The sequence below is a fragment of the Morganella sp. GD04133 genome (assembly GCF_029835375.1).
In the GTDB taxonomy this organism is placed as follows: domain Bacteria; phylum Pseudomonadota; class Gammaproteobacteria; order Enterobacterales; family Enterobacteriaceae; genus Morganella; species Morganella morganii_B.
Window position 1 is genome coordinate 81,015 of sequence record NZ_JAODZS010000001.1, and the last position, 24,984, is coordinate 105,998.

At 54.4% G+C, this 24,984-nt stretch carries 19 protein-coding genes; 10 read left to right on the forward strand and 9 right to left on the reverse strand.

What is annotated here, in order from left to right; translation table 11 throughout:
• Position 1: 1 nt before the first annotated feature.
• The 3 genes from fghA to tet(D) all read right to left on the reverse strand — a co-directional run bounded on the left by fghA (position 2) and on the right by tet(D) (position 3,242).
• Positions 2–832 carry an S-formylglutathione hydrolase gene (fghA, locus tag N7387_RS00325; RefSeq protein ID WP_279796061.1) on the reverse strand — a complete coding sequence of 277 codons (831 nt, stop codon included), beginning with the start codon at positions 830–832 and terminating at the stop codon, positions 2–4.
• Positions 833–853: 21 nt separating this feature from the next.
• Entirely contained in the window at positions 854–1,963 is a 1,110-nt protein-coding gene (locus N7387_RS00330) for an S-(hydroxymethyl)glutathione dehydrogenase/class III alcohol dehydrogenase (protein ID WP_004236057.1), read from the reverse strand.
• 94 nt (positions 1,964–2,057) lie between these two features.
• Complete coding sequence (gene tet(D), locus N7387_RS00335; RefSeq protein WP_279796062.1) at positions 2,058–3,242, reverse strand: tetracycline efflux MFS transporter Tet(D); 1,185 nt, start codon at positions 3,240–3,242, stop codon at positions 2,058–2,060.
• A gap of 94 nt (positions 3,243–3,336) precedes the next feature.
• Here tet(D) and tetR(D) point away from each other — a divergent pair, with 94 nt between their 5' ends.
• Complete coding sequence (tetR(D), locus tag N7387_RS00340; RefSeq protein ID WP_279796063.1) at positions 3,337–3,966, forward strand: tetracycline resistance transcriptional repressor TetR(D); 630 nt, start codon at positions 3,337–3,339, stop codon at positions 3,964–3,966.
• A gap of 111 nt (positions 3,967–4,077) precedes the next feature.
• Here tetR(D) and N7387_RS00345 read toward each other — a convergent pair whose 3' ends face one another.
• Both N7387_RS00345 and N7387_RS00350 read right to left on the reverse strand, forming a co-directional pair.
• Positions 4,078–5,289: a mechanosensitive ion channel domain-containing protein gene (locus N7387_RS00345; protein ID WP_346275052.1), complete on the reverse strand. Its 1,212-nt coding sequence runs from the start codon at positions 5,287–5,289 to the stop codon at positions 4,078–4,080.
• Between the two features lie 190 nt (positions 5,290–5,479).
• Entirely contained in the window at positions 5,480–6,028 is a 549-nt protein-coding gene (locus N7387_RS00350; RefSeq protein WP_262858859.1) for a toxin-activating lysine-acyltransferase, read from the reverse strand.
• 135 nt (positions 6,029–6,163) lie between these two features.
• On the opposite strand from N7387_RS00350, the gene N7387_RS00355 reads away from it, so the two are divergent.
• Positions 6,164–7,561 (forward strand): Nramp family divalent metal transporter, encoded by a 1,398-nt coding sequence (locus tag N7387_RS00355; RefSeq protein WP_279796066.1) that lies wholly within the window; start codon positions 6,164–6,166, stop codon positions 7,559–7,561.
• Positions 7,562–7,599: 38 nt separating this feature from the next.
• Here N7387_RS00355 and yqeB read toward each other — a convergent pair whose 3' ends face one another.
• A complete protein-coding gene (gene yqeB / locus N7387_RS00360) occupies positions 7,600–9,216 on the reverse strand; it encodes a selenium-dependent molybdenum cofactor biosynthesis protein YqeB (protein ID WP_279796067.1) in 1,617 nt (538 codons plus the stop codon).
• A gap of 40 nt (positions 9,217–9,256) precedes the next feature.
• Positions 9,257–10,072, reverse strand: coding sequence for a selenium cofactor biosynthesis protein YqeC (gene yqeC, locus N7387_RS00365; protein WP_279796068.1), 816 nt, complete (start codon positions 10,070–10,072; stop codon positions 9,257–9,259).
• Positions 10,073–10,131: 59 nt separating this feature from the next.
• Here yqeC and N7387_RS00370 point away from each other — a divergent pair, with 59 nt between their 5' ends.
• From N7387_RS00370 to N7387_RS00400, 7 genes are all read left to right on the forward strand, one after another.
• A complete protein-coding gene (locus tag N7387_RS00370) occupies positions 10,132–10,767 on the forward strand; it encodes an NTP transferase domain-containing protein (RefSeq protein WP_279796070.1) in 636 nt (211 codons plus the stop codon).
• Between the two features lie 344 nt (positions 10,768–11,111).
• Positions 11,112–14,222, forward strand: coding sequence for a putative selenate reductase subunit YgfK (gene ygfK / locus N7387_RS00375; RefSeq protein ID WP_279796071.1), 3,111 nt, complete (start codon positions 11,112–11,114; stop codon positions 14,220–14,222).
• A 2-nt stretch (positions 14,223–14,224) separates the two neighbouring features.
• A complete protein-coding gene (ssnA, locus tag N7387_RS00380; protein WP_279796072.1) occupies positions 14,225–15,550 on the forward strand; it encodes a putative aminohydrolase SsnA in 1,326 nt (441 codons plus the stop codon).
• A gap of 59 nt (positions 15,551–15,609) precedes the next feature.
• Positions 15,610–16,383 (forward strand): molybdopterin-dependent oxidoreductase FAD-binding subunit, encoded by a 774-nt coding sequence (gene ygfM, locus N7387_RS00385; protein WP_279796073.1) that lies wholly within the window; start codon positions 15,610–15,612, stop codon positions 16,381–16,383.
• A 3-nt stretch (positions 16,384–16,386) separates the two neighbouring features.
• Positions 16,387–19,257: a molybdopterin-dependent oxidoreductase Mo/Fe-S-binding subunit gene (locus N7387_RS00390; protein WP_279796075.1), complete on the forward strand. Its 2,871-nt coding sequence runs from the start codon at positions 16,387–16,389 to the stop codon at positions 19,255–19,257.
• A gap of 61 nt (positions 19,258–19,318) precedes the next feature.
• The gene (gene guaD, locus N7387_RS00395; protein WP_279796076.1) at positions 19,319–20,635 is read left to right on the forward strand and encodes a guanine deaminase; all 1,317 of its coding nucleotides are present in this window, start codon (positions 19,319–19,321) and stop codon (positions 20,633–20,635) included.
• Positions 20,636–20,692: 57 nt separating this feature from the next.
• Positions 20,693–22,060 (forward strand): NCS2 family permease, encoded by a 1,368-nt coding sequence (locus tag N7387_RS00400; protein ID WP_025154294.1) that lies wholly within the window; start codon positions 20,693–20,695, stop codon positions 22,058–22,060.
• Between the two features lie 85 nt (positions 22,061–22,145).
• Here N7387_RS00400 and N7387_RS00405 read toward each other — a convergent pair whose 3' ends face one another.
• Both N7387_RS00405 and N7387_RS00410 read right to left on the reverse strand, forming a co-directional pair.
• Positions 22,146–23,072 (reverse strand): sugar kinase, encoded by a 927-nt coding sequence (locus N7387_RS00405; protein WP_279796077.1) that lies wholly within the window; start codon positions 23,070–23,072, stop codon positions 22,146–22,148.
• Positions 23,069–24,091, reverse strand: a complete 1,023-nt coding sequence (locus N7387_RS00410) for an SPFH domain-containing protein (RefSeq protein ID WP_279796078.1) — start codon at positions 24,089–24,091, stop codon at positions 23,069–23,071. Before N7387_RS00410 ends, N7387_RS00405 begins: the two co-directional genes overlap by 4 nt.
• A gap of 159 nt (positions 24,092–24,250) precedes the next feature.
• On the opposite strand from N7387_RS00410, the gene N7387_RS00415 reads away from it, so the two are divergent.
• Complete coding sequence (locus N7387_RS00415; protein ID WP_279796079.1) at positions 24,251–24,973, forward strand: NUDIX domain-containing protein; 723 nt, start codon at positions 24,251–24,253, stop codon at positions 24,971–24,973.
• Positions 24,974–24,984: the final 11 nt, after the last annotated feature.

The following is a 24,984-nucleotide window of genomic DNA, read 5'->3' on the forward strand; positions in this document are numbered from 1 at the left end:
TTTATGCGTTAAGACGTGCTGCATGCCACGCGATATGCTCGGCGATAAAACTCGCAATGAAGTAATAGCTGTGATCATAACCGGCATGCACACGGATGGTGTGCGGGATATTGTGCGTTTCACAGGCGGATTTCAGTAACCCGGTTTTCAGCTGCTTACTGAAGAAGGTATCCGCAAGCCCCTGATCAACCAACATATCCGCAACTTTATGGCCGGATTCGATCAGTTTCACCGCATCATACTGCTCCCACGCCGCTTTATCCCCGCCCAGATAGGCAGAGAACGCTTTTTCGCCCCACGGTACCTGTGACGGTGACACAATCGGCGCAAACGCCGACACGCTGAGGAACGCCTCCGGATTACGCAGTGCCAGCACCAGCGCGCCGTGTCCGCCCATCGAATGCCCGCAGATACCGCGTTTTTCCGATGTGCCGAAATGCCCGCTCACCAGGGTGTGCAGCTCATCCAGAATGTAATCATACATCTGATAATGCGCTTTCCACGGTTCCTGTGTGGCATTGACATAAAACCCGGCACCCTGCCCGAGATCGTACTCTTTATCATCTGCCACCTGACTGCCGCGCGGACTGGTATCCGGCGCGACAATCACCAGACCGTGCTCCGCTGCATAACGCTGCGCCCCGGCTTTGGTGATAAAATTCTGCTCGTTGCAGGTCAGCCCGGAAAGCCAGTACAGCACCGGACATTTCTCTGTTTTTGCCTGCGGCGGCAGAAACACGGAAAAGGTCATCGGCGTACCGGTCACCGCAGAATGGTGACGCCAGACTTCCTGGCTGCCGCCGAAACAGACGTGATGTTCAATCCGTTCCATAGTATCTCCCTGAATACGTTATCAGTAATGAATGACGGTGCGGATGGATTTACCATCGTGCATCAGATCAAAAGCTTCATTGATTTTATCCAGTTCCATCGTATGCGTGACAAACGGCGCCAGCTCGATTTTACCGCTCATGGCATCTTCCACCATTCCCGGCAACTGAGTACGCCCTTTCACGCCGCCGAACGCCGTGCCTTTCCAGACCCGACCGGTGACCAGCTGGAACGGCCGCGTTGAAATCTCTTTTCCTGCACCCGCCACTCCGATAATCACCGACTGTCCCCAGCCGCGGTGCGCACTTTCCAGCGCTGACCGCATCACATTGACATTACCGATACACTCAAAGGTATGATCCACACCCCATTTGGTCATTTCGACCAGTACCTGCTGAATAGGTTTGTCATAATCATTCGGGTTGATGCAGTCTGTGGCGCCGAACTGTTTTGCCAGTTCAAACTTGGACGGATTGGTATCGATAGCAAAGATACGCCCGGCTTTTGCCTGACGCGCCCCCTGCACCACCGCCAGCCCGATACCGCCGAGGCCGAATACCGCCACGGAATCCCCTTCCTGCACTTTCGCGGTATTGTGCACCGCACCGATCCCGGTGGTCACGCCGCAGCCGAGCAGACAAACCTGCTCCGCATTGGCCTGCGGATTGATTTTCGCCAGTGAGACTTCCGCCACAACGGTATATTCGCTGAATGTTGAGCAGCCCATATAGTGATAGAGCGGCTGACCGTTATACGAAAAACGGCTGGTGCCGTCCGGCATCACACCCTTACCCTGGGTTTCGCGGACTGCGACACAGAGGTTGGTTTTACCGGAGGTACAAAAATCACACTCGCCGCACTCGGCGGTGTACAGCGGGATCACATGATCGCCCGGTTTCACACTGGTTACGCCCTCGCCGACCTCAACCACCACCCCGGCACCTTCATGACCGAGCACCACCGGGAACAGACCTTCCGGATCATCCCCGGAAAGCGTATAGGCATCGGTATGGCATACCCCGGTGTGACTGATTTTCACCAGCACTTCCCCTTTCTTCGGCGGTGCCACATCAATTTCAACAATTTCAAGGGGTAAACCCGGCCCGAAGGCGACTGCTGCACGTGATTTCATAACGGTTCCTCTGTGTCTGAGGCTTATCATGGCAGGCGATAAGCACGAATGCCGTCCACCATACCGCACAACAGCGCTGCCTGTATAGCACCGGTCAGCAGGTGACCGCTACCGGTGCCGGTTTTCTGATCAGCAGACAGATTGCCAGCAGCAGACCGTACAGTGCGGTGCCGATCAGCCACACCGTACCGTCAGCACTCTGCTGTGTCTGACTGAAAATAAAGGCAAACAGCAGCGGGCCCGCCACGCCGGTCAGATTAGTCAGGCTGACCAGCACGCCCTGTAATTTGCCCTGGTTTGCCGCTGATGCCCCGGCGGAGATAATTCCCTGCAATGCAGGCAGGGCAATCCCGCCGCCCGCCAGCAGGATCAGCACCGGATATACCATCCATCCGGAAGTGATAGCAGACATCAGTAAAAACGCGGTGGCATCGGCGATAAACCCGGCAAAAATGATGGTTTTCTCACTCAGCCGTGTTGCCAGCGCCCCGGCAACCACCGCCTGAAACAACGCATGCATCGCCCCGAGCCCCGCCAGTGAAAACCCGACAGCGGCACTGTCCCAGGCAAAGCGGCTCTCTGTGAACAATACCCAGACGGTAGCCGGGATCTGCCCGATAAGCTGGGCGGTAAAAAAAACAAACAGCAACAGCGCCAGTGGCTTAAGTAATGTGATAAAGCGGATACCTGCGCTTTCCGCTTTCTGCTCCGCCGGTTTTTCGTCTGCCTGTACCGCCGGTTTAAAGAGAAAAAAGACCATCAGAAAGGTGCAGGCATTCAGTATCGCCGCAATGACAAACGGCAGATGCGGCGAGATATCCCCCGCCAGTCCGCCGATAGCCGGCCCGGCGATCAGCCCGGCTCCGAAAGCTGCACCGAGACGACCAAACCAGGCGGTGCGTTCACTGACCGCCGTGCTGTCTGCCACCACCGAAGCTGCAACCGCGCCGGTAGCACCGGTGATCCCGGAGATAATCCGCCCGAGATACAGTATCCACAGCACATTGGACAGCGCCAGCAGCGTGTAATCAAACGCGGCACCCGCCAGGGATAACAGCAGCACCGGTCTGCGCCCCAGCTTATCTGACCATCTGCCCAGCAGCGGCGCAAAACAGACCTGCATCACCGCATACAGCGCCAGCAAAATGCCGTAATGATTTGCCACATCCGCTTCCGGGAGATACTCCCGCAGCAGTGACGGCAATACCGGCATGATCAGACCTATTCCCATTGCGTCCAGCAGTGTAATCACCAGCGCGATAACAGCGGGTTTATTCATGTTTCAGATCCTGTATTAAATCTCTATCATTGATAGAGTTGGAATATATCCCTATCAGTGATAGAGTGTCAATCTGAAATCAGAGGAGAAGGTCATGGCACGGCTGAACAGAGAATCGGTTATTGATGCGGCACTGGAACTGCTGAATGAGACGGGCATTGACGGGCTGACGACCCGCAAACTGGCACAGAAGCTGGGCATAGAACAACCGACACTTTACTGGCATGTGAAAAATAAGCGGGCACTGCTGGATGCGCTGGCGGTGGAAATTCTGGCGCGTCATCATGATTATTCACTGCCTGCGGCGGGGGAATCCTGGCAGTCATTTCTGCGCAACAATGCGATGAGTTTCCGCCGTGCGTTACTGCGTTACCGTGACGGGGCAAAAGTGCATCTCGGTACACGCCCTGATGAAAAACAGTATGATACGGTGGAAACCCAGTTACGCTTTATGACCGAAAACGGCTTTTCCCTGCGTGACGGGCTGTATGCAATTTCAGCGGTCAGTCATTTTACGCTGGGTGCCGTGCTGGAGCAGCAGGAGCATACTGCCGCCCTGACCGATCGCCCGGCGGCACCGGATGAAAACCTGCCGCCGTTATTGCGGGAAGCGCTGCAGATTATGGACAGTGATGATGGTGAGCAGGCCTTTCTTCACGGCCTGGAGAGCCTGATTCTGGGGTTTGAGGTGCAGTTAACCCACTCAGGACATAGCCCGCGATAACGGGAAAAGAAAACGAAAAGCATGCGCGTCATGGATGACGCGCCTGAGCGTACAGGGATGTATTTACAGCGACTTTTCGTTTTTGCCCGTTATCAACGCGGGCGGGATGCATCACCGTCCGGCTCTGTAACGCAGATTCGCCAGGTCGTGACCGGATGGTTGCTGGTAAATATCCAGCCGGAAATATTTTGCCGACGCATTCACATATTCAAATATCTGCGACTGGGTTTCCTCATAATCAACCCAGGTGGTGGAGCGGGTAAAACAATATATTTCAACCGGCAATCCCTCCGGGGTCGGCGACATGGTTCTGATCACCAGATACATATCCTCCCGCACATCACCGCGCATTTTGATCCAGTTAAGCAGATATTTGCGGAACAGCTGTAAATTGGTGACGCCTTTTGCAGCCATCCACTCTTTTACATCATCGTAGCCGGTATTTTCCGCCAGTATTTCATCCAGTGACTGACGAAAAGCGTCCTGATTCCGCAGCTCCGCTAATAACGTTTCATCGGCAAACGATACTGAGGACTGATCAATATAAAAACTGCGTTTAATACGGCGACCGCCGGAAGAGAACATCGGCTGCCAGTTGGTGTATTTTTCGGTCAGGAAATCTTTTGTCGGGATCCTTGAGATCGTATTATCCCAGTTGCGGACAGTAATGGTATGCAGTGCAATATCAATCACTTCACCGCTGATATTGCTGCCGGGTAATTCTATCCAGTCATACAGTTTCAGTACTTTACCGTTGGAGACCAGAATATTGGCGACAAAGGATAATAAGGTGTGCTGAAAGACAAACATCAGCACCGCCGCAACGGCACCGAAACCGGAAATAATAATCAGCGGCGACTGCGAGGTCATTAACGCAATAATCAGGATAAAGGAAACAATCCACACCCCGATTTTGGCGATCTCAATATAGCCCTTTATTGAGCTGTTACGGTACGATGAACGCCCGGTATGGCGCAGAATAAAGATATCCAGCCCGTCATTAACCAGTGAAGCCAGATTAATAATCAGGAATGCGCTGCATACGGTATTAAACAGAATATTCATTTCTGCCGAAAAGGTCGGCAGCATCTTATTAATATACAGTACCAGCGTGACCGCCACGACAGAGGCACTTTTCTTGGCAATACTGTGGATCATGCTGTCGTCAGTCAGGTTGGTAAATAACGACAACAAACGTTTTGCCACGCGCAGAAATATGAGCCGCCCGAGAAACCAGGTGACCAGCAGAATAACCACCAGAATCACTGCCGATAAAACGGCGCTCGCGGTAATAAAATCATATAATTCAGATAATTTTTCCATCATATCTCACAGCATACATCAAAATATCAGCAATAGAGTCTGACACAGGTAAAATAGGTGTGTTTGATTACGGGTGATATCAGGCACCGGTTATTACCGGCGGGAAATTCAGGATTTTTTCTGCGGCTCACAGACCCTGTGCCCCGGTGATTCCGGATTCAGATCGCGGGTGCCGAAGCGGCGATACTTTTCATTTCTGCTCCTGTGAATTCTGTTGTGCTTTTTGCGGATACATCACCGGATGGGCTGCCCGCCATTCAGCGGCCTGTTTTTCGCTGAGTTTATGGCCTTTGAATTCGATGATTCTGATACTTTTTTCACTTTCATTCAGGCGCAGCATGCGAAAACACTGATCCGGAAAAATCGTGCTCATGATAAGCTCAGCCATCTCATTTTCCTCATCAGAAGGGGCTATCCAGTCAAATAACCAGATGCGGTTACCGCTGCGCAACTGCTGATACAACTCAGACTCATCACATCCCGCCAGATAGCGCTGTTCCGTTTCCGCACTCAGCGCCCCCCAGCTCAGGAAAAAACAGGGCTGGCTGTTTTCCAGTACCAGAACATACTGTTTTTGTTTGATAAGCGGCAGCAGCAGTTTTCCCAGCGCACGCAGCGGTGTTTTACTGTGCCGGGGAGACAACATCCACAACCAGACCGATGCCCCCCAGATTTCCGCCTCACTGGGTTTATCATCCGCCAGAAACGGGGCATAAACCGTGTATTTGCCGATTTTCATGTTTCTTCCTTTTGCACAGAGCCTGTGCGGAGAGGGTAGCGCATTACGGGAAATCCTGTACCCGGTTTCATCCGAAATCCGCCCGTTGTGACGATCGCACAATTGTGATAATTCCGCATCACGATAAGGGATATAGTGATAATAATTCTCATTGCGATCACAGATGAATTTATCATGCTGAATACACCGCAACTCAGTCTGGCTGAAATCAATAATACCGTGCCGGTTGCCGGGGCAAAGTCCGGTTTCCTGCGCAAGCTGTTTGCCTTTTCCGGCCCGGGTGCACTGGTGGCGGTGGGTTATATGGATCCCGGTAACTGGATCACCTCGATTCAGGGCGGTGCGCTGTACAGTTATCTGCTGCTGTCGGTGATTTTGCTGTCCAGCCTGATTGCGATGCTGTTACAGGCAATGTGCGCGAAACTCGGGATCGTGACCGGACAGGATCTGGCGCAGGCCACCCGGGCGCGGGTCGGGCCGAAGCTGGCTGCACTGTTGTGGGTCACCACTGAACTGGCAATTATGGCGACTGAAATTGCGGAGGTGATCGGCAGTGCGGTGGCACTGAACCTGCTGTTCGGCATTCCGCTGATGGCCGGTGTGCTGCTGACCGTGCTGGATGTATTTCTGCTGCTGGTGCTGATGAAACTCGGTTTCCGTAAAATCGAAGCCTTTGTGTTTGTCCTGATCTTAACGATTTTCCTGATTTTTGCCTACGAGGTGATGCTGTCAGATCCGGACATGAGCGCGGTGCTGCGCGGCTTTATTCCGTCAGAGAAAATCTTTACCGCCACACTGGCCGGGCAGGATTCCGCCCTGCTGATCGGGCTGGGGATTGTCGGTGCCACCGTGATGCCGCACAACCTCTATCTGCACTCTTCTATTGTGCAGAGCCGTCAGTATGACCGCCGCAGTGAAGCCGGGCTGCGTGAGGCGATCCGCTTTGCGACAATTGATTCCAATATCCAGCTCGGATTTTCCTTTATTATCAACTGTCTGCTGCTGGTACTGGGGGCAGCGCTGTTTTTCGGTAACGATCCGTCTGACCTCGGGCGTTTCACCCAGCTGTATGACGCGCTGCAGAATCCGGGTATCGTCGGCGGTATCGCCAGTGCCACGCTCTCCACACTGTTCGCGGTGGCGCTGCTCGCCTCCGGGCAGAACGCCACGATCACCGGTACACTGACCGGGCAGATTGTGATGGAAGGCTTTATTCATCTGCGCCTGCCGGTGTGGCTGCGCCGCGTGATCACCCGTGGTCTGGCCGTGATCCCGGTGATTATCTGTATTTACCTGTGGGGCGATCGTGAGGATGTGGTGGAAAGTCTGCTGATTTACACCCAGGTGTTTCTGAGTATTGCCCTGCCGTTCTCAATGATCCCGCTGCTGCTGATGACCTCGAGCAAAAAAATCATGGGGGTGTTTGTCAATTCGCGGCTGACGATCATACTCGGGACGGTGTCCGCTGTGGCACTGGTGATCCTCAATTTACAGTTGATCCGGGAAGTGGCCGGGATGCTGTTTCGTGCCTGAATAATCCGGGTACGGTGCCGTACCCGGAAAATACGTGATCAGCACTTCGGTGCGCTGTCCATTTTATTCAGCCGTGTCATGATAGCCTCCAGCACACCACCGCCGATAGCGCGGGCTTTGTCAGAGACCGAACGGAAGTCTGCCAGTGCGCCGCGCGGGTCAACGTCAGCGATTTTAAACCCTTCCGGCACACACAGCCCTTCATTGAGCAGGCCGCGCACCATACCGTCCATCGGCGAGAGAATCTCAGTATCACCGATACGGGCAATCACATCCCCTTCGTGTACCAGGTCGCCGATATTCACATGACGGGTCATCATGCCGCTGTGCGGTGCGCGTAACACCCGTTCGGTGGTTTTACCGTTGATATTGCCCGGAATGCCGGTATTCGGTGCCGCGCTGCCGTGAGTAATCACCCGTCCGAGGTGATGGCCCCGCTGCGTTTCAATCACCGCATCACAGTCAACACCCGCTTCAAAGCCAGGCCCGAGGGCAATGGTGCAGGGCGCCATCTTGCGGTGGGTACCGGCAACATTACGTTTGGCGATAATCGCATCCACCACCACATCCGGGTGCAGCGCCGGTAACAGTTCGCCGTGCTCGTCCGCCAGCACCGGAATAGTGCCTTCTTTCAGATAGCGGTTTACTTCATCAATATCATGAGCATAGCGGGCACTGACCCCTTCCACGCAGCTTTCGCCGTCATAGAGCGCCTGGGCGAAAGAGACCGTACAGCGGATCACGGTCGGTTTGCAGACATCCAGCATCACCACCTCAAAACCGCTGTGATACAGACGTAATGCCACGCCGGTTGCCAGGTCACCCGCGCCGCGGATCACCACCCGTTTTGCTCTGCGGATCTCCGCCGGGTTCTGTTTCATTGCCCCGCCCGGAGCATCATTCATGACCTGTAACAGCTCAGCCAGAATACTGACCGCGATTTCATGCGGCGTTTCCGCACCGATATCATAGCCAACCGGCGCATGAAGCCGGGAGAGCTGTGCATCAGATACCCCGGATTCGCTTAATTGTTTGGTGAATGTCTGCACTTTGCGGCGGCTGCCGAGTAATCCGAGGTATTTCACCGGTTTTTCGATAAGGCAGTTGAGGGATTCCAGATCCTGGCTGTTAGTGGCGATAATCACATAATCTTCCGGCTGCGGATCCAGCTGGTTAACGGCATCGGTAAATGACGGTACGTGCCACAGGCGGGTTGACGGCGGGAACAGATCCGGCTCCAGACTGCCGGCATACACATCCGCCACATGAATATCGATATTCAGAAAAGCCGCCAGCTGTGCAATGGCACGGTTGACGTGACCGCCGCCGAGCAGGATCAGACGCGGACGCACGCCGTGTACCGCGATATACACCGACATCGCACCACCGCAGTCAGAGCCGACAGCATGCTGCCCGTTGCGGGCCATCCGGCCGTGAAACATACGGGAGCGCCCCTCGTGCAGCGCTTCCACCGCCTCTTCAATCACTTTACGCTCCACCATACCGCCGCCGATGGTACCGATGGTTTTTCCGTCTCCCAGCACCAGCATTTGCGCACTGTGGCGGGGGGTACTGCCTGAGCATTCAATAATTTCTGCCATGGCAAACGGGCAATTCTTCTCAACCAACTTCGCTGCTTCGGTAAAAATTTTCATAAACAGACCTCAATGGATATCCCTGCATTTATCATTGATATTATTGTCGCTGCAATATGTGTGTAATTGCGGGATCTTCCCTGACGGCACCGAACCATACAGCGTTCAGCGGAGTGCCGCGGATCCAGTCTGCCAGTATATCCGGCGAAAAATTCTCATTTTGAGAAAAGCGGTTTATCAGCCAGATCCGTAATGCATCCGGTGGTGCTGATTTCCACATCCCCTGCGGGTGCCGGATCAGGCGGCTTATCGCTCCCAAATCCAGCGTATCACCGCTGTTTAAGCCGGTAACGGCAGAGAAATGTGACCACCGGTGAACATTATCAGGCCCGACGGACGCCCCCAGAAGCCGGCCATCCGTCACAGCAATAACACAATCACTGTAATCAGGTATGCAAGGTTCATGCTCAGCCGGCGCTTTTATGCCAAAACCGCGAGCTCCGTCAGCTTCGGCTAAAATAACATCAACGGCATTTTGTTCCGCCAGGGCGTTAATATCAGCGGCAGAAAAACCGCGCACCTTATTATTCAGCGGGTTCCAGCCGGTATAACAGGCAAATGAGCCACGGTTCGTCACTGCATCAGGCAGGCAGACCGGGTGACAGGCGAGAATGACCGGAAACCCTTCACGGGGCAGAAACATATGCGTGGTGGTGGTGATCATCACCTTTTTCCCTGACTGAGAAAAAGCCCGCGCCAGCCAGAACAGGCAGCTGGTTTTACCGCCCGCCCCGACAATACTGATCACCATTGCGTGTCCGCCCGGATGTGTATCACATAACCGGCGCAGCGGTTCAGGTATAGTGGCGCAACTTCGGACAGGGATCTGTGTATTGAGGGCCGTTGTCATCGTCATTACCGAATCCTTTGAATATCAGTCACTTTCAATATTTATCAGCGGAGTTTATACCCATTATGCCGTCTCACCCGACCCCAGCCGATACCGCTTTATCCTGGTTATCAGTCCGGGAGCCGCTCTGTCCGCAGGAAACGGACTGCATCATGACGGCGGCCGGGCTCTCCTCACGCATGGGTGAGTGGAAAATGATGCTGCCGTGGGGCAGCGGCGGTGCCACTCTGCTGGATACCAGTCTGTCGAATGCACTGCGCTTTTGTCACCGGGTCCTGCTGGTGACCGGCTTTCGCGGCGCGGAACTCGCTGCGCGTTATCAGTCCGTAAAACGCATTCAGATTCTGCATAATCCGGATTATGAAACCGGGTTGCTCTCCTCTCAGCGCCTTGCCGCACAGGCGGTGACCAGCGAATACTGTTTTCTCACCCACGGTGATGTGCCGTTTCTCGCCCCTGAGATCTGGCAGACGCTGTGGACAGAGCGCGGTGATGCCGCACTCCTTCCCTGTTACAAGCAAGTTCCGGGCCACCCCGTACTGCTCTCCCGCGCATGTCTGCTCGCGGCACTGTCACACCCGGCGGGCAATACCATGAAAAAACGGCTGCTGGCCGGTCCTCACCGTTTTCTGACTATGCAGAGTGATGCGGTGATTACCGACATCGATACCCCGGAGGCTTATCAGCATTATCGCGGGTAATCCGGATGTACACTATTACACCCATCCCATTAATAACATTAATTGTTAACATCATTTTTCCATTATCAATGTGATACATTTTTTCTTTTTTTGAGAATCTTATTCACCTGTTAATTCCATGGTAATCAAGATATTTTTTATTGATTCATATTCTCATTTAGCGCTGTGCGAGCTGTTTCACACTTTGACATTAAGATTAGATTTGTCTCACATTTTTTTATTTCTCTGAACGCCAAATCCGCAGCCTTAAACAATCCTGGCGTAATTGTTGCAACTGTGAGTGCATACAGTTGCATGTCCGGCACCACCGGCATGCCCCCTCATATTGCAGCAAGGAGAGTTTTATGGGAGATATAATGCGTCCCGTCCCGTTCGGCGAACTTCTGAACCGGATCTTTGAAGAATATAAGGCGAGCCGTTCCATTTTTGGTATCAATGAACGGCAGTTTTACCGCAGAGAACATCAGCATCCTCTGATGTCTGTCTTCGGTGAAACCTGCGAGACGCCGATCGGCCCGGCGGCCGGTCCCCATACTCAGCTTGCTCAGAATATTGTGGTTTCCTGGCTGACCGGCGGCCGTTTTATCGAGGTGAAAACCGTTCAGATCCTCGATGAACTTGAGCTCGAAAAGCCGTGTATCGATGCTCAGGACGAATGTTTCAACACCGAATGGTCCACCGAATTTACCCTGCCGAAAGCCCACGACGAATACCTCAAAGCCTGGTTTGCCCTTCATTTATTAGAAGCGATTTTTGACCCGCGCACCAAAGGTGAGGCCAAATCCTTCATCTTTAATATGAGTGTCGGCTATAACCTGGAAGGGATTAAACAGCCGCGTATGCAGCAGTATATCCACGCGATGATGGATTCCTCTCAGTTGCCGGTCTTCGCGAAATACCGTGAGGAAATGAAAGTCTTTATTTCCCGTCCGGGCTTCCTGAAAGAGCTGGGTCTGGAGGATCGCAAAGCCGATCTGCTAGCCATGACTGACCGTGTACCGGGTGATTTATCCAAAGGTGTGACCCTCTCCACCATGCACGGCTGCCCGCCGGATGAAATCGAGGCTATCTGCCGCTACATGCTGGAAGAAAAGCGCATCAATACCTATGTGAAGCTGAACCCGACACTGCTCGGCTTCGCGCGTGTCCGTGAAATTCTCGACACCTGCGGCTTTGATTACATCGGATTGAGTGAGGAGTCATTCTCTCATGACCTGAAACTGGATCGCGCGCTCGAGATGTTACAGCGCCTGCTGGATCTGGCGAAGGAAGTGGATCGCGGTTTCGGGGTCAAACTGACCAACACCCTCGGCACCATCAATAATAAAGGACGTCTGCCGGGCGGCGAAATGTATATGTCAGGCCGCGCCCTGTTCCCGCTCTCCATTAACGTTGCCGCGCTGCTCTCCCGTCATTTTGACGGTAAACTGCCGATTTCCTATTCCGGCGGTGCCAGTAAGTTCAATATCCGCGATATTTTTGAATCCGGTATCCGCCCTATCACCATGGCGACTGACCTGCTGAAACCGGGCGGTTATATGCGCCAGACCGAGTGTCTGCGTGAGCTGGATAAGTCCGATGCGTGGGGCATGACGCAGATTGATACGGGTAAACTGAATGCGCTGGCAGAACGCGCCGTCAGCATGGAATATACCCAGAAACACTGGAAATCAGACCAGGAAATCGACGCGGGCGGCCCGCTGCCGCTGACCGACTGTTATGTCGCGCCGTGTGTGACCGCCTGTGCCATCAAGCAGGACATTCCTGAATATATCCGCCTTCTGGGCGAAGGCCGCTATGCGGATGCACTGGAACTGATTTACCAGCGCAACGCCCTGCCTGCCATTACCGGTCATATCTGTGATCACCAGTGCCAGTACAACTGTACCCGCCTGGATTACGAAAGTGCGCTGAATATCCGCGAACTGAAAAAAGTGGCGGTGGAAAAAGGCTGGAAAGAATACAAAGCCCGCTGGCACAAACCGGCCGGTTCCGGTGATAAAAACCCGGTGGCGGTGATTGGTGCCGGTCCTGCCGGTCTGGCGGCCGGGTATTTCCTCGCTCGTGCCGGTCATCCGGTGACCGTGTTTGAGAAAGAAGCCAATGCCGGTGGTGTGGTGGCGAATATCATCCCGCACTTCCGTATCCCGCGTGAAACCATCGAACACGATATTCAGTTCGTCGCCGACCACGGCGTGAAATTTGAATACGGCTGTGACCCGCGTCTGACCGTCGATAAGCTGATGGAGCAGGGTTTCACCTATGTGCTGGTCGGGATCGGAACAGATAAAAACAGCGGCGTGAAACTCGCCGGTGACAACCGCAACATCTATAAATCCCTGCCGTTCCTGCATGATTACAACAACAATGCGCCGCTGAAAATGGGCAAACATGTTGCCGTTATCGGTGCCGGTAACACCGCAATGGACTGCGCCCGCGCCGCCAAACGGATTGCCGGTGTGGAAGATGTGACCGTTATCTACCGCCGCTCTCAGGCAGAAATGCCTGCCTGGCCGGAAGAGTATGAAGAAGCAGTGGAAGATGATGTGAAATTCATGTTCCTGCACAATCCGGAGCAGTTCAATGCTGACGGCACCCTGCTGGTCCGCACCATGAAACTGGGTGAACCGGATGAATCAGGCCGCCGCCGTCCGGTGGCGACAGAAGAGACTGTCACCCTGAAAATCGACAGCGTGATCACCGCTATCGGCGAACAGCAGGACTGCGAAGTACTGTCACAAATCGGGGTGCCGATGGGTGACGACGGCTGGCCTGCGGTATACCGCAACAGCGGTGAAACCACCCGTGCCAATGTGTTCCTGATTGGTGATGTGCAGAGCGGCCCGTCTTCTATCGTGGCAGCTATCGGTGATGCGGGTCGTGCAACGGATGCCATTCTGGCGCGCGAAAATATCCTCTCTCACTACAGCGATAAATACTGGCTCAATGTCGATCCGCAGGATATCACGGACCGCAAAGGCGCTATCGCCGTGCAGATGGTGGACAGCGACGACCGCGAAGCGTTCGTGAAACAGGAAGCAGAGCGCTGCCTGGAGTGTAACTACATCTGTGCGAAATGTGTCGATGTGTGCCCGAACCGCGCCAACATTTCAGTGGCGATTCCGGGCTTCCGTAACCGTTATCAGACCCTGCACCTGGATGCGATGTGTAACGAGTGCGGCAACTGTGCCCAGTTCTGTCCGTGGCAGGGCAAGCCGTATAAAGACAAAGTCACTATCTTCAGTCTGCCGGAAGACTTCGAAAACAGCACCAACCCGGGCTTCCTGGCTGACGGCAGCACCTTTACTGTGCGCCTCGACGGCAAAGTCAGCAAACTGCAACTGGATGCTGACGGGGAATTCAGTCAGGTTCCTCAGGAGCTGGAAGAGATGTGCCGCATCATGAGCCATGTTCATAAACATTATCGTTATCTGTTAGGCCGGGTGGAGAAATAATTATGCTGATTCTGAAAAATGCCACCATCACTGAGTTCGAACCGGCGGGGATCCGCGAAGGAATCGATATCGCCATTGAGGGTGACAAAATTACGGCGGTGGGTAACGGGCTTCATTCCCGTTACCCAGGCGCGGAAGTCAAAGAGATGAACGGCAAACTGGTGATGCCGGGGATCGTCTGCTCCCATAACCATTTCTATTCAGGCCTGTCACGCGGCATTATGGCGAATATCGCGCCGAGCCCGGATTTTATCTCCACCCTGAAAAACCTGTGGTGGCGGCTCGACCGCGCGCTGGATGAGGAATCCCTTTATTACAGCGGCCTTATCTGCTCTCTCGAAGCGATTAAGAGCGGCTGTACCTCGGTGATTGACCATCACGCCTCACCAAACTATATCGCCGGTTCCCTGAAAACCCTGCGCGACGGCTTCCTGAAAGCCGGTTTGCGCGGCATGACCTGCTACGAAACCACCGACCGTAACGGCGGCCTGAAAGAGCTGGAAGCCGGGGTGGAAGAGAATATCGCCTTTGCGGAACTTATCGACAGCGAACGCAAAAGCGGCAAGTCCCGCTATCTGGTGGAAGCGCACATCGGGGCACACGCACCGTTTACCGTAGCAGATGAAGGTCTGAAAATGCTGCGCGAAGCGATTAAGAAAACCGGTCGCGGCCTGCATATCCATGCGGCGGAAGACAGTTATGACGTCTCTTTCAGCCACGACAAATACGGCAAGGATTTGCTGATCCGCCTCGGTGAGTTTGATCTGATTGATGAAAAAACCCTGATCGCCCACGGCCTGTATCTTTCTTCCGCAGATATTGAGCTGCTGAATAAAAAAGATGGCTTCCTGGTTCACAACGCCCGCTCCAATATGAACAACCATGTCGGCTACAACCACCGCCTCGGTGACTACAACAACGTGGTACTCGGCACGGACGGTATCGGCTCCGATATGTTAGAAGAAATGAAGTTTGCCTTCTTTAAACACCGCGATGCAGGCGGTTCGATGTGGCCGGACAGCTTCACCCGTTTCCTGTGGAACGGTAACCGCTTGCTGGCACGCAACTTCGGCAAACAGTTCGGCCGCGTGGAAACCGGGTATCAGGCGGATCTGACCATCTGTGATTACACACCACCGACACCATTCGTGGGGGATAACCTGCCGGGCCATCTGGCCTTCGGTCTGGGATCCAACAGTGTCAACAGCGTGATGGTGGATGGTGTGATGGTGTATGAAAACCGTCAGTTCCCGTTCGATATCGGACCGCTCTTTGCAGAAGCACGCAAAGCCGCGAAAAAGATGTGGGCCCGGATGGACGCACTGTAATAAAAAAACCATGACCTGCGGCACTGCCGCAGGTCTGAAGAGCAATGTAGGGGTAACCCATGATCGAACAATTTTTCCGCCCTGCCACCTTAACGCAGGCAACTGAGCTGAAACAACGCTTTCAGGAAAATGCCGTCTGGTTTGCAGGCGGCAGTAAACTGAATGCAGTACCGACCAAAACTGACCGCACTGTCGCTATTTCACTGTCACTGCTGCCGCTGAAATCCATCGAATGGCAGGATGGTATTCTGCGCATCGGCGCGGTGGTCACGCTGGAAGCGCTGCGTGAAAGCCCGCTGATCCCGCGTGCGCTGTATGATGCGCTCGGTTTCGTTTATTCACGCCACATCCGTAATCAGGCCACCATCGGCGGGGAGATCGCCGCCTGTCAGCGCGAGCACGCGCTGCTGCCGGTGCTGCTGGTGCTGGATGCGCAGGTTCAACTGGCCAGCAATGATGTGATCCCGCTGGAAAGTTATCTCGCCGCACCGGATGACCGCCTGATCACCCATCTTATTTTACAGGATCCGTTCCGCCGCTGTGCCACCCGAACTGTCCGCGAAACCGCTGACGGCTGGGCGGTGGTCACTGCCGCTGTCGCACTGACCGGCAATAATGAGCAGCGGATCGCCGTGGACGGTGTCGGTTGCTGTATCAGCCGTCTGCCGCAGGTTGAGGCGAAAAATCTCAGCGGGGAAGCGCTGGAGAAAGCCGTCAGTCAGGCGGTGAAGCCGAAAGCGGATTTATTGGGCAGTGAAGAATATAAACGCTATATCACCGGAATTTTAGTTTCAGATCTGCTGACAGACTGCCGGCAAATGGGGGAGGAATAAGACATGAACGTCCATTTTATACTTAACGGCACCCCGCATTCACCCGATTGCATCCCGGGCGAAAACGTCCGCAACATTCTGTTCAGCCTGGGTATGCACTCTGTGCGTAACAGTGATGACGGCTATGGCTTCGCAGGCTCTGATGCCATTTTATTCAACGGCCGGATTGTTAACGCCTCGCTGCTGATCGCCGCCCAACTGGAAGGTGCAGTGATTGAAACCGCCGAATCACTCGGCAAGTGGAATGAATTAAGTGATGTTCAGCAGGCGATGGTCGATGTGGGGGTGATCCAGTCCGGTTATAACGATCCGGCGGCGGCCCTGATCCTGACTGATCTTATCAAACGTATTCCGGAGCCGGATCGCGACCAGATTGATGATGCGCTTTCCGGTCTGTTCAGCCGTGATGCCGGTTATCAGCAATTCTATGAAGTCATTGATCTGCTGGTAAAACGCCGTAAAGATCCGCACTACAAAGCCGATAACGCCCCGGCGTTCCGTGATGACCTGACCGTTGTCGGGAAAGTCACGCCGAAAACCGATGCTGCTGTGATGGTGCAGGCAAAACCGTGCTATGTGGAAGACCGCATTCCGGCCAATACCTGTGTCATTAAAATGCTGCGCAGCCCGCACGCTCACGCGCTGATCACCCGTCTGGATGTCAGCAAAGCGGAAGCGCTGCCGGGCGTGGTGCATGTTATCACCCACAAAAACTGTCCGGATGTGTATTACACCCCGGGCGGACAGAGTGCGCCGGAACCGTCTCCGCTTGACCGCCGCATGTTCGGTAAAAAACTCCGTCACGTCGGTGACCGCGTGGCTGCGGTGGTGGCAGAAAACGAAGCTATCGCACTGAAAGCATTATCGTTAATCGAAGTCGACTATGAAGTACTGAAACCGGTCCTGTCTATCGATGAAGCCAAAGCTGACGGCGCACCGCTGGTGCATGATGAGCCGGTGATTTATGTTAACGGCGCACCGGCTGACTTAGCAGAGCAGAATAAGAACGCGGCAGATCGCGGCGAGCATTTGCAGATTAACTTCCCGATCGGCGCAAAACCGTGCAAAAACATTGCTGCCGGAGTTCACGGCCATATCGGGGATCTGGATAAAGGCTTTGCGGAAGCAGATACCGTTATCGAGCGTACCTATGAATCCCGCCAGGTTCAGCAGTGCCCGACCGAACCGCATATCTGCTACACCTACATGAACGGCGACCGTCTGGTGATCCACGCCTCCACTCAGGTACCGTGGCACTTACGCCGCCAGGTGGCGCGTATTCTCGGCCTGAAACAGAACAAAGTGCATGTGATTAAAGAGCGTGTCGGCGGCGGTTTCGGCTCCAAGCAGGATATCCTGCTGGAAGAGGTCTGTGCGTGGGCAACGTATGTTACCGGTCGTCCGGTGTCATTCCGCTACACCCGTGAAGAAGAATTTATCGCGAACACCAGCCGCCATGTGGCGAAAGTGAAAATCAAACTGGGTGCAAAAAAAGACGGGAAAATCACCGCCATCAACATGGAATTCCTGGCGAACACCGGCCCTTACGGTAACCACTCACTGACGGTACCGAGTAACGGCCCGGCGCTGTCACTGCCGCTCTATCCGTGTGATAACGTCGATTTTCAGGTAACCACTTACTACTCCAACATCTGTCCGACCGGGGCATATCAGGGTTACGGGGCACCGAAAGGTAACTTCGCCCTGACCATGATCCTGGCTGAACTGGCAAAAGAACTGGATATCGACCTGCTGGATCTGATTGAAACCAACCGCGTGCATGAAGGCCAGGAACTGAAGATCCTCGGCGCTATCGGGGAAGGAAAAATGCCGACCTCGGTACCGACTGCCGCCAGTTGTGCCCTCGGTCCGATCCTGAAAAAAGGCCGCGAACTTATCAACTGGGATTCCCCGCGCAAACAGGACGGCGACTGGAAAACCGGGCGCGGCGTGGCGATTATCATGCAGAAATCCGGGATTCCGGATATCGACCAGGCAAACTGTATGGTCAAACTGGAATCTGACGGCACCTTTATCGTCCACTCCGGTGGTGCGGATATCGGGACCGGCCTCGACACCGTGGTCAAAAAACTGACCGCCGAAGTGCTGTGCTGCTGCCCGGATGATGTCCATGTTATCTCCGGGGATACTGACCACGCACTGTTTGATAAAGGTGCGTATGCCTCCTCCGGTACCTGCTTCTCCGGTAATGCGGCGAAAATGGCGGCAGAGAATCTGCGCAAGAAAATCCTGTTCCACGGTGCCGCGAAAATCGGCGAGCCGGTGGAGGATGTCACCCTGGCGGCTCCGGGTGTGGTGCGCGGTAAGAAAGGTGAAATCAGCTTCGGGGATCTGGCGCATGCTGCCGAGGGTGGCACCGGGTTTGGTGTGCTGGTGGCTAACGCCAGTTATATCACCCCGGACTTTGCCTTCCCGTACGGGGCAAACTTTGCCGAAGTGGCGGTGAACACCCGTACCGGTGAGATCCGTCTGGATAAATTCTACGCGCTGCTCGACTGCGGTACGCCGGTGAACCCGGATCTGGCCTTAGGTCAGATTTACGGAGCCTCCATGCGTGCTATCGGCCACAGTATGTCAGAAGAGATCCGCTACGACGCCAAAGGTGTGCCGCTGACCCGCGATCTCAAAACCTACGGCGCACCGAAAATCGGCGATATCCCGCGTGACTTCCGTGCCTTCCTGGTGCCGAGTGATGACCAGGTCGGCCCGTACGGCGCGAAATCCATCTCGGAAATCGCGGTTAACGGCGCGGCACCGGCGATCGCCACCGCAATTCATGATGCCTGCGGTGTCTGGCTGCGTGAATGGCACTTCACGCCGGAAAAAATCCTGCGCGGCCTGAGCAAAATATAATTAAATCAACCCTGCCCTCGCCGGTTCCGGTGAGGGCTTTTTGTAAGCAGAGGAGTCAGCTATGTCATCTGAACATACCGTCAAAGCGGTACGCGGGAAGTTTCTGGATATCACCCGCGTAGTGACCTCGATGGACGATCTGCCTGATGCAGTCCGCCTGATTGATGACGGCCTGATGCTCATCCGGCACGGAAAAATAGAGTGGTTCGGACAATGGGAAGACGGGAAGCATCTGATCCCGGAAACCGTCCGTGTCCGCGATTACACCGGGAAACTGGTGGTGCCGGGCTTTATTGATACCCACGTTCACTATCCGCAGAGTGAGATGATCGGTGCTCACGGCGAGCAGTTACTCGAATGGCTGAACCGCCACGTGTTCCCAACCGAAAAACTGTATCAGGATATTGATTACGCCCGTGAAATGTCGGCGTTTTTTATCAAACAACTGCTGCGTAACGGCACCACAACCGCACTGGTCTTCAGTACTGTTCACCCGGAATCGGTCAATGCCCTGTTTGATGCGGCAAGCCAGCTCAATATGCGCCTCATCACCGGTAAGGTGATGATGGACAGAAACGCGCCGGACTACCTCACCGACACACCGGAAAGCAGCTACGAAGCGTGTAAGGCGCTGATCGAACGCTGGCATAAAAAAGGACGTCTGCTCTATGCCATCACCCCGCGTTTTGCGCCGACCTCCAGCCCGGAACAATTGGCTGTCTGTCAGCGGCTGCGCGAGGAGTATCCGGACACCTGGGTTCACACTCATCTTAATGAAAATAAAGCAGAAATTGAGTGGGTAAAAGAACTCTATCCGGACAGCAAAAACTACCTGGATGTCTATCACCACTACGGACTGACCGGCGAACGCAGCGTGTTTGCGCACTGTATCCACCTTGAGGAAGAAGAGTGGGACTGCCTGCACGATACCGGCTCGGCGGTGGCATTTTGCCCGACATCAAACCTTTATCTCGGCAGCGGCCTGTTTAACCTGAAAAAGGCGCTGGCGAAAAAAGTGAAAGTCGGGATTGGTACCGATGTCGGTGCCGGAACGACCTTCAACATGCTGCAGACACTGAGTGAAGCTTACAAAGTGATGCAGTTGCAGAAAACCTGTTTAACCGCCTTTGAAGCATTTTATCTCGCCACCCTCGGCGGGGCACATTCATTAGGACTGGATAACTGTATCGGTAACTTTGCCGCCGGCAAAGAAGCGGATTTTGTGGTACTTGAACCGACCGCGACCCCGCTCCAGCAGTTGCGTTATGACAACTCTCGCACGCTGGCGGAGAAACTGTTTGTGATGATTGCGCTTGGTGATGACCGCACGATTTACCGGACTTACATCGATGGACGCCTGGTCTATGAACGGACCTGACGCACACCAATGCTGTGATTAAAACACATTTTAATTTCATTCTCGGGGTCTGCAATTATGTCTGATAATACAACACCGGATAACACCGGGGCGGCAGCAAAAGGCGCACTGGATGCGTACTTTAAAATCTCCGCCCGCGGCAGCAGCGTCAAACGGGAGATCCTCGCCGGGGTCACCACCTTCCTCGCCATGGTCTATTCTGTCATCGTCGTTCCTTCCATGCTCGGCAAAGCCGGGTTCCCGCCGGGCGCTATTTTTGTCGCCACCTGTCTCGTCGCCAGTATCGGTTCTCTGATGATGGGACTGTGGGCAAACCTGCCGATGGCTATCGGCTGTGCTATCTCACTCACCGCCTTTACCGCGTTCAGCCTGGTGCTCGGGCAGCAAATCAGTATTCCGGTTGCACTCGGCGCGGTTTTCCTGATGGGGGTGATTTTTACCCTGATTTCCGTTACCGGGGTACGAAACTGGATCCTGCGCAACCTGCCGATGGGGATAGCCCACGGCACCGGGATTGGTATCGGTCTGTTCTTACTGCTGATCGCCGCCAACGGCGTCGGCCTTGTAATAAAAAACCCGCTCGAAGGTCTGCCGGTGGCAATGGGGGCGTTTACCTCTTTCCCGGTGGCGATGTCGCTGATCGGGCTGGCGGTGATTGTCAGCCTGGAAAAAATGCACGTGCCGGGCGGGATCCTGCTGGTGATTATCGGGATTTCGGTTATCGGCCTGATTGTTGACCCGAACGTCACCTACCAGGGGCTGATCGCTATGCCGTCACTGAGTGGCGCGGACGGTAAATCCCTGATCTTCAGCATGGATATTATGGGTGCGCTGCAAACCGCCGTTCTGCCGAGTGTGCTGGCACTGGTGATGACGGCGGTGTTTGATGCCACCGGCACCATCCGCGCCGTCGCCGGACAGGCCAACCTGCTGGATAAAGACAATCAGATTATCAACGGCGGCAAAGCGCTGACCGTGGACTCCGTCAGCTCCATTATCTCCGGTGCGGTGGGGGCCTCTCCGGCAGCGGTATATATTGAATCCGCGGCGGGGACAGCCGCAGGCGGTAAAACCGGACTGACTGCCGTGACCGTCGGTGTGCTGTTCCTGCTGATCCTGTTCTTCTCACCGCTCTCTTACCTGATCCCGGGCTATGCAACCGCACCGGCGCTGATGTATGTCGGCCTGCTGATGCTGAGTAATGTGGCAAAACTGGATTTCGACGACTCTGTCGATGCCATGTCCGGGCTGGTGTGTGCGGTCTTTATCGTACTGACCTGTAATATCGTCACCGGGATTATGCTGGGTTATGTCACCCTGGTGATTGGTCGTCTGGTGGCAAAAGAGTGGCGCAAACTCAACACCGGCACGGTGATTATTGCCATCGTGTTAGTCGCGTTCTATGCGGGTGGCTGGGCTATCTGATCAATAAACAAACGTGGTTTTATTCCTTACGGGGCACGCTGTGTGCCCCGTTCTGTTATCCGCTCCCTGACGGTACACCGGTTTCTTATTCATACATCAGCCTTCCCTGTATATCCGCAATACCGATTGTGACAATACATCCTGCATTGAAATGCAGAAAATCGGACTCTATCCCGTCAGAAAAAATAACCCCGTTTTCCGGCATCTGTGATTCAAGCTGTAATGTCATCGTATTATCGACCGCCCCGAAAACCAGTGAGGTTCCGGATGTCCGCCCAGGGAAAGGCTCCCGCACACTGAACTGCAGCCGCTTTTCATCCCAGCCGATCCCGGCACGCAGCGGATGTGAACTGCCGCCGGTCACCCCCAGCGCACCGGCCAGAACCGATTGCAGCCAGCCAGTGGAACCCAGACCTGTTGAGACAATCACCCCGGAGGAAGACTGCGCTTCCGCCTGCCCGCCGTGACTGAGAATATAGCGGGCCGATGTGTGACTTTTCGGCCCGATAAACAGATCATTGACCGCCAGCATTTTCTGTCCGTCATTGGTGACCGCCTGTGCGAAACTCAGGGCTTTCGACGGCATATCCCGGTTCAGTGTCCGCGTCACCACCGATTCCAGCTGCGGCAGCTCAAAAGGCAGCAGTATGCCGTCCCAGCGCGCCGGGTCGGGATTAACCGCAATCACCGGCTGGCCGTTCAGGTATTTCAGGGTATTCGCCACCAGCCCGTCGCGGCCGATAATCACCACAATATCGCGGTCAGAAAACTGATAGCCCGGCAGCAGCGTGCGATCCGGAACCTGTACCTGTCCTGCCTGCAGCAAAATACGTTTCGCCTCTGTCAGCTGCGCCTGGTAGCGATCGTGTTCCGCCAGGTAATCACTGACAGAGATACCGTTATGCTCCAGATAAAACTTCGCCTGCGGCCAGGTATTGAAACGGGCGATCAGCTCCTGCAGCCGGGTTTTCTGTGTGACCAGGACAAACCGTACTTCCTCCCGGCGGCTCATGCTTTACTCCCTTTTCTCATCATCTGACTGAACATATCCGGCGCGATATTCAGCTCACCAATTTTTCCGGCATTCTGTGCCAGTGACTCAAAGGCCATCGCCATCAGCTGCTCCGGCGCCATCCGGCTCAGCGCCAGGGCTTTGAGATTCTCCACCGGCAGCTCACGGTACGCTTTCATTTTGGTTTCAATGGCATACGCATCCGCTTCGGACTGAACGCGCTGGTTATCGGCACTGAGAGAAACCAGTGTCTGACGCTGCTGCTCCTCACCAATCTCTGCCGCCAGCCGTTCCTGTGACATTGCTGCCTGCTCGCGCAGCAGTGTGCGTTCATTTTCCAGCCGGGATTCCTCTATCTGCTGCTCTTTTTTCTGCACGGAGAGATCGGTTTCCAGCTCGGCCTCTTTGATCGTGCGCTCCTGCTCAACCGAGGATTTGCGCCGGGCATAAATCGCGTCATCCGCTTCTTTCAGCAGGGATTCCCGGGCTTCCGCCTCGAGTGCGCGGGCCGTTTCCGGTGTCGGGGTAATCGCGGTGACAGAGAAATCCAGAATTGTGATCCCCAGCGCCTCAACCGCCGCCTGCTGTGACAGACGTGACTGCACCAGTGCCACCAGCGACTGACTGAGCAACAAGGCCTGACGCAGCGGCGTGGATTGGATCTCCGCCTGGATAATGGTTTGTGCTGCACGGACAATCCGGTCATTCAGTTTCATCGGGTCGTCGGTCGCGTAAGTTTTTCCGTCCCGGTTCAGCACAAAATTAAGCACCCCGGCCGTTTTTTCCGGCGCACTGACCTGAAAGGAGAGCTGTCCCTGAACACGGAGATTCTGAAAGTCTGCGGTCTGAAAATTAAAAATAAACGGGGTTTCCTGTGCCGTTAACGGCAATGCGGCGATCGATGTGGTCGCACTGTTGTACCAGAAGCTCAGCCCTTGTCCCTGACGTTTAACATTACCGTTCACGGAACGGATAACAAATGTGGACGGGTCTGCTTTAAAGAATTTTAAATTAAACATAGTATCACCTCATTAGTGTCGTTATGACAATAATAATATAGTGACTTATTGACACTATTAATGTCAAGCCGAATTAGTGTCTGAATGACATTTAATTTGCAATCCGGATTTCTCTCCTTACAATAGAATGACTTATCCCGATTTCAGGATGTGACACAAATGGATGAACAAACTTACCTCGCCGGTTATCAGCGCCGTGATTTTTTGTCGCCCCTGATGACCGTTGATGCGGTACTTTTCACTTATCACAATGAAACCCTGCATGTACTGCTGGCTGAACGCGCGGAACATCCGGAAAAAGGCAAATGGGGATTGCCCGGTGGTTTTGTGGATGAGGCACAGGATAAGACGCTGGAAGATACCGTACTGCGGAAACTGCGGGAAAAAACCGGTGTGACACCACCGTATATTGAGCAGTTATGTACGGTCGGCAATGATCAGCGGGACAAACGCGGCTGGTCAGTCACCGTCTGCTATACCGCGCTGATTGCCATGCAGGCGTGTGAAAAACAGATTAATACCGTTAATTCCGTCAGATGGATACCGCTGGATGAAGCAGAGAATATGACACTGGCGTTTGATCACCAGTTACTTATCCGTCAGGCCAGAGCACGGCTGCGCCAGAAATCGCTCTATTCCGTCGTGCCGGGATTCGCCCTGCCGGAAACCTTTACCCTGCCGGAATTACAGCACGTTCATGAAATTCTGATTGGTCAGCCGATTCAGAAAAAATCATTCCGCCGCCGTCTCGAACAGGCCGATCTGCTGATTGATACCGGTGAAAAACGGGCGGAGCGCGGTCGCCCGGCGGCACTGTACCGCCTGAAACCGGCGTCGGCTGATTATCGTTTTATCCGTAATCTGGAGACGGACGAAGAATAACACCGGGTTCT